Origin of the sequence: Actinoplanes sp. NPDC048791, assembly GCF_040650095.1 — a bacterium.
GTDB lineage: Bacteria > Actinomycetota > Actinomycetes > Mycobacteriales > Micromonosporaceae > Actinoplanes.
Genome location: NZ_JBEZGQ010000646.1, coordinates 1 through 4,929 on the forward strand (window position 1 = coordinate 1; position 4,929 = coordinate 4,929).

A 4,929-nucleotide genomic window follows, 5' to 3' on the forward strand; every position below is an offset into this window, starting at 1 on the left:
CGCCGGGTCGTCTGCGGCGGCACCTCCGGCGGTGGCGTCGCCGCGAACGGGTGCGGCTGGAACTGCTCCGCGCGGTGGGGTGCCGGCTCCGCGTACCGGTCGTGGTCGATCGGCTCCTGATAGTGCAGGCGGCGGGTCTCCTGGCCGTTCTCCGCGGGCTGCTCGAAGCGGTAGCCCTGCGGCGGGGTGTACGCCTCCGGCTCGTCCAGGTCGATGTCGAAGTCGGCGTGCCGGGGTGATGTCGGGGCGGCCTCGGCCACCCGGTCGGCGACCGTGTTGTCCGCGCTGACCTGCACGATGCCGTCCTCGACCGCGAAGTGCAGCAGCACCGGGTCGCCCGCGCCCTCGACGCCGACGGTCACGCCGAGCTCGGGGTTGCGGCCGACGACAGCGGCGATCGCCTCGACCAGCTCCGTCACCGCCGGCGGGGTGCCGTTGGCCTCCGCCGCGGCCCGGCGGCGCAGCTCGTCCCGGCGCGCCAGCTTGTCGAGCGCGTCGTCCAGTCCGCCTCGCACGTCACCGTCCTCCCGTCACCTGCAGTCGCCCGTAATACTGTGCCCGTTCCGGGGGCGGTTTGGGAACCGGCTACGAAGCGACCCGGCGCACAGTGAGCCCCGCCACCTTACGACCGCATCTTCATGGCCTTGTCGAGAGCCTGGTCCAGGACCACCAGCAGAGCATCCCGCACCGACCCCCGGAAGCGGGCATCGAACTGGACGATCGGCACGTCATCGCGGACGGCGAGGGCCCAGCGGACCTCGTCCAGGTTGTAGCCGAGCTGCCCGTTGAAGGTGTTCACGCCGACCACGAAGGGCAGCCCGGCCCGCTCGAAATAGTCCACCGCGGGATAACAGTCATCGATCCGGGTCGTATCGACCACGACGAGCGCGCCCAGGGCGCCGCGGACGAGGTCGTCCCACATGAACGCGAAGCGGGTCTGGCCCGGCGTGCCGAACAGGTACAGCTTCAGCGTCTGGTCGATGGTGACACAGCCGAAGTCCATGGCGATGGTCGTGGTGGTCTTGCCGGACGCCTGGCCCGGGTCGTCCACGCCGACCCCCTCCATGGTCATCTCCGCCTCGGTGGTCAGCGGCGAGATCTCGGAGATGGCCCCCACGGTGGTCGTCTTGCCCACGCCGAAGCCGCCGGCCACGATGATTTTGACCGGCACCGGGGGTGCGGTCCGCTGGGGCCCGTTGGGCACCCGTGCCGTGCCGACGACGCGGCGGTCAGGATATGGATCGAAGTCCACGGATCACTCGCATGATGGTCTCGGGGTCGGGGAAGTCGTTCTCCAACACGTGAACGTCAAGGTGTCCGGCGGCCCTCAGGTCGCCGACGAGAATCCGGGTGACGCCGAGGTGCATCCGGAGCCGGGCGGAGATCTCCGCTACCGACAGCGGCTCGCCGCAGAGGTGCACGATCGCCCGCTGCTCGGGCGACAGGCGCGCGGTCAGCGCGCCCGGGTGCGAGCTGACCTGGGTCTCCAGCCCGATGTTGGGGTCGAGCCCGTCGACGCGTCCGGAGGTGAGGACGAACGGACGCAGCGACGTGGTCTGCTCGCCGGGTGGGGGCCCGGGAGGGGACGCCGACGGCGGTGCCGGTTGGTACCGCGCGCCGGTGCCCGTGTTGCGCAGATACGGCCGGACACCTGGCGCCGCCGGGTGTTCCGGGTCGTCGGGGTCGGCCGGCTGTCTCATTGCTGGACGGCGTTTTTCAGTTCAGCGATGAGCCGCGGGCTGAGTGCGCCGCCGGCCCGCGTGGCGAACAACGTCATCTCGTACGCCAGCGTGCCCAGGTTGGCGGTGCGGTCGGCGATGACGCCCAGCACCGAGCCGGCGCTGATCGCGGTGACCAGCAGGTAGCCGTCGGCCATGTCGATGATGACCCGGTTGAGGCTGCCCAGCGCGTACCAGCTCGCGGCGCCGCCGGCCAGGCTGGTCAGGCCGGACACGACCGCCGCGAGGCGCTCGGCGTTGGGCCGGTCCTTGATCGCGGACATGGCCATCAGCAGACCGTCGGACGAGACGGCGATCGCTTCGACGACTCCCGCGGTGCCGGACGTGAACGAGTCCAGCAGCCAGTTGAAGGTCTTGGCCTCGGCGCTGAGCTGGGATTGCGCGTAGTCGCGACCGTTGCCGGTTTCGGTGGAGTAGGGGGAAGTCATCGCGGTTGTCCCTCTGGTTGTGGCTGGGTTTCGTTCAATGCGCGGGCGACGCCGTACTCGAACTGTTCCATCTGTGCGCGCGCGGCGTCCGGGTCGAGCGGCTGGGCCGGCGAGGCGGCCGGCACCGGGTTCATCGGCGGGTCACCCACCGGCAGCGTCGCGCCCGGCACCCGGCGGCTCAGCGGCGGGTGGCCGGCGGCCGGCGGGGAGGACATGTCCTGCTCGATGACGTCCCACTGGGCGCGGGACACGCCGGCCTCGAAGGCCTCGAACGCCTCGCGGGCGGCGAGGGCGTCGTCCGAGGTCGGCGGGGTGACCGGCAGCTTCGGCCCGGACTCCACCGGCAGCTGGTTGCCGGGCACGCGGCGGCGCAGCGGGGTGACGGGGGCGCCGTTGCGCCCCTCCGGGCTCGTGCGCTGCTGCGGCACCGGGGGTACGGGCTGAGCCGGCTGCTCGAACCTGTTCGGCTCGGGGCGGTGGTACGACTCCGCCTCGGTGCGCTGGCGCGGGAGCTGGATCGCGTCGGACGGCGCCGACATGACGATCGGTCCCTCCACCACCTCCGGCTCGGCGTACCGGCCGGCCGACGGCAGCTCCGGGGCGGTCGCGGGGAAGCGGCCGGCCACCGGCGTGCCGGCGTCGTAACCGGCCGGCGCCTCGTACGCCGACTGGTGGGCCTGCTGCTCGGCGTAGCTGCTCGGGGCCGCCTCCAGCGCCGGGGCACCGGCGCGGACCGGGGCGAAGGCGTTCCAGGAGCGGCCCGCCTCCAGCGTCTTGGTCGCGCGGTGCAGCACGTTCGGGTCGAACGGCTGGGCGCTGCCCGGCACCGACCGGCCCGACGCGCCCGCGATCAGCGGCGCGAACTCGGTGTGGTGGCTGGGCACGGTGGCCTGGATCGGCTGCATCGGCGGCATGGCCTCGCGGGGGGCCACGAGGTGAGCCGGACCGAGGTCGACCCATGCGGTGACGCCGCCCTCGGGCGTATCCGTGAGCGTGACCTCGATGCCGTGCCGCCGGGCGAGGCGGCCGACCACGAACAGGCCGAGCACCTCACTGGGGGCCAGGTCGAGCCGCTCACGGCGGGTCAGCCGGGCGTTCTCCTCGGCGAGGCGCTCCGGCGCCAGGCCCAGGCCGCGGTCGACGATCGCCAGGCGGGCTCCGCCGCGCAGCTCCGCCGCGCTGACGGTGACCCGGGTGTGCGGCGGCGAGAACGACGTCGCGTTCTCCATCAGCTCGGCGAGCAGCAGGGTCAGGTCGGCCAGTACGGCCGGCACGACCACGATCTCCTCCGGCACCTCGACGTCCACGCGGGTGTAGTCCTCGATCTCACCGAGGGCGAGCCGCACGACGTCGGACAGGGACAGCGGGGCCATGTGGTCGTTCGCGCCGACGGCACCGGAGAGCACGACCAGGCTGCTCGCGTTCCGGCGGAGGCGGCTGGACATGTGGTCGAGCCGGTACAGCTCGCGCAGGCGGTCGCTGTCGGTCTCCCGGCGCTCCAGGTTGTCGATCAGGGCGAGCTGGCGGCCGACCAGGTTCTGGGTACGGCGACCGACGTGACCGAACATCTGGGCGACGTTGCGGCGGCCCAGCACCTGCCGTTCCACCAGCCGGGCGGCGGTGTTCTGCACCCGGTCGAAGGCCCGGGCCAGGTCACCGATCTCGTCCTGGGCCTGCACGTCGACGGCGTCGAGCCGGATCGGGCGGGCCGATTCGGCGTCGTCGTCGGCGACCCGCTCGAAGCGGGCCAGCAGCGCCGGCGGGAACGGGGCACCGGAGAGCTGCGCGGCGCGGGCGATGGTCGCCATCCGCAGCACGGGCATCACCCCGGGCACGATGGGCGTGTCACAGCCGGCCGCGGCGACCCGGTCGCGCAGCCGCAGATATTCGTCGGCCTCGAAGAACATCTGCGTGATGGCGAAGTCAGCGCCGGCCCGGCACTTGCTGATGAAGTTGCGGGTGTCGGCCTCGATGTCGGCCGAGCGCGGGTGCTTGTAAGGGAACGCGGCGACGCCGACGCTGAAGTCACCGGCCTCGCGCAGCAGCCGCACGAGATCCTCGGCGTAGAGCACACCGTCGGGGTGGCGCACCCACTCGCCCATCGGGTCACCGGGCGGGTCACCCCGGACGGCGAGCACGTTGCGGATGCCGGCGCCGGCGAGCCGCCCGATGACGTTGCGCAGCTCGGCGACGGAGTGGTTGACCGCGGTGAGGTGGGCCATGGGCAGCAGCGTCGTCTCGGTGGCGACGCGCTCGGTCACCGCGACGGTGGTGTCCCGGGTGCTGCCGCCGGCGCCGTACGTGATCGAGACGAAGTCGGGCCGCAGCGTCTCCAGCTCACGGATGGTCTGCCAGAGCAGCTGCTCACCCTCGCGCGACTTGGGCGGCATGAACTCGAACGAGAAGGTGGGGTCCGGACGACGGATGAGCTCCCCGATCGCCGGAGACGTCGGGAGCCGCGAAGGAAGTCCGAGAGACACACCGCAGACTCTACCGGCTGGCGGACCCGGCCAGACCCGCTAGGTTGGCCCCGTGACGTCCCCGCTAGAACGCGCCGGCCTGCGGCCTCGCGTCGACAAGGCCCTGGCCGCGTTCCTCACCACCCAGCGGTCCCGGCTGCTCGCCATCGACGGGGTGCTGGCCGACCTGGCCGACGCCCTCGACGACTTCGTGCTGCTCGGCGGCAAGCGGCTGCGCCCGGCGTTCGCCTACTGGGGCTACCGCGGTGCCGGCGGGGCCGACTCCGAGCAGGTCGTCGCCGC

5 protein-coding genes and 2 pseudogenes are annotated in these 4,929 nt (G+C 72.6%); 1 reads left to right on the forward strand and 6 read right to left on the reverse strand.

Features of this window, described 5'->3' with window-relative positions:
* From AB0C29_RS33500 to AB0C29_RS33525, 6 genes and pseudogenes are all read right to left on the reverse strand, one after another.
* Window positions 1-515, reverse strand: a 515-nt coding sequence (locus AB0C29_RS33500) for a hypothetical protein (protein WP_360828814.1), incomplete at its 3' end; no start/stop codon positions are given.
* Between the two features lie 107 nt (window positions 516-622).
* On the reverse strand, window positions 623-1,252 hold the full coding sequence (locus tag AB0C29_RS33505; RefSeq protein WP_360546282.1) for an ATP/GTP-binding protein: 630 nt from the start codon (window positions 1,250-1,252) through the stop codon (window positions 623-625).
* Window positions 1,230-1,700 carry a DUF742 domain-containing protein gene (locus tag AB0C29_RS33510; RefSeq protein ID WP_360828817.1) on the reverse strand — a complete coding sequence of 157 codons (471 nt, stop codon included), beginning with the start codon at window positions 1,698-1,700 and terminating at the stop codon, window positions 1,230-1,232. The genes AB0C29_RS33505 and AB0C29_RS33510 overlap by 23 nt, the downstream gene beginning before the upstream one ends.
* Entirely contained in the window at window positions 1,697-2,167 is a 471-nt protein-coding gene (locus AB0C29_RS33515; protein WP_360546278.1) for a roadblock/LC7 domain-containing protein, read from the reverse strand. Before AB0C29_RS33515 ends, AB0C29_RS33510 begins: the two co-directional genes overlap by 4 nt.
* Entirely contained in the window at window positions 2,164-3,735 is a 1,572-nt protein-coding gene (locus tag AB0C29_RS33520) for an ATP-binding protein (RefSeq protein WP_360828820.1), read from the reverse strand. Before AB0C29_RS33520 ends, AB0C29_RS33515 begins: the two co-directional genes overlap by 4 nt.
* A gap of 120 nt (window positions 3,736-3,855) precedes the next feature.
* A pseudogene (locus AB0C29_RS33525) lies at window positions 3,856-4,647 on the reverse strand (methylenetetrahydrofolate reductase); the annotation flags it as partial.
* 52 nt (window positions 4,648-4,699) lie between these two features.
* Here AB0C29_RS33525 and AB0C29_RS33530 point away from each other — a divergent pair.
* Window positions 4,700-4,929 (forward strand): annotated as a pseudogene (locus AB0C29_RS33530) (polyprenyl synthetase family protein); the annotation flags it as partial.

What these genes read in the sequence shown, in the direction of transcription:
- AB0C29_RS33510 (WP_360828817.1), bottom strand. Translation starts at nt 1,700, where the DNA reads ATGAGACAGCCGGCCGACCCCGACGACCCGGAACACCCGGCGGCGCCA.
- AB0C29_RS33515 (WP_360546278.1), bottom strand. Translation starts at nt 2,167, where the DNA reads ATGACTTCCCCCTACTCCACCGAAACCGGCAACGGTCGCGACTACGCG.
- AB0C29_RS33520 (WP_360828820.1), bottom strand. Translation starts at nt 3,735, where the DNA reads ATGTTCGGTCACGTCGGTCGCCGTACCCAGAACCTGGTCGGCCGCCAG.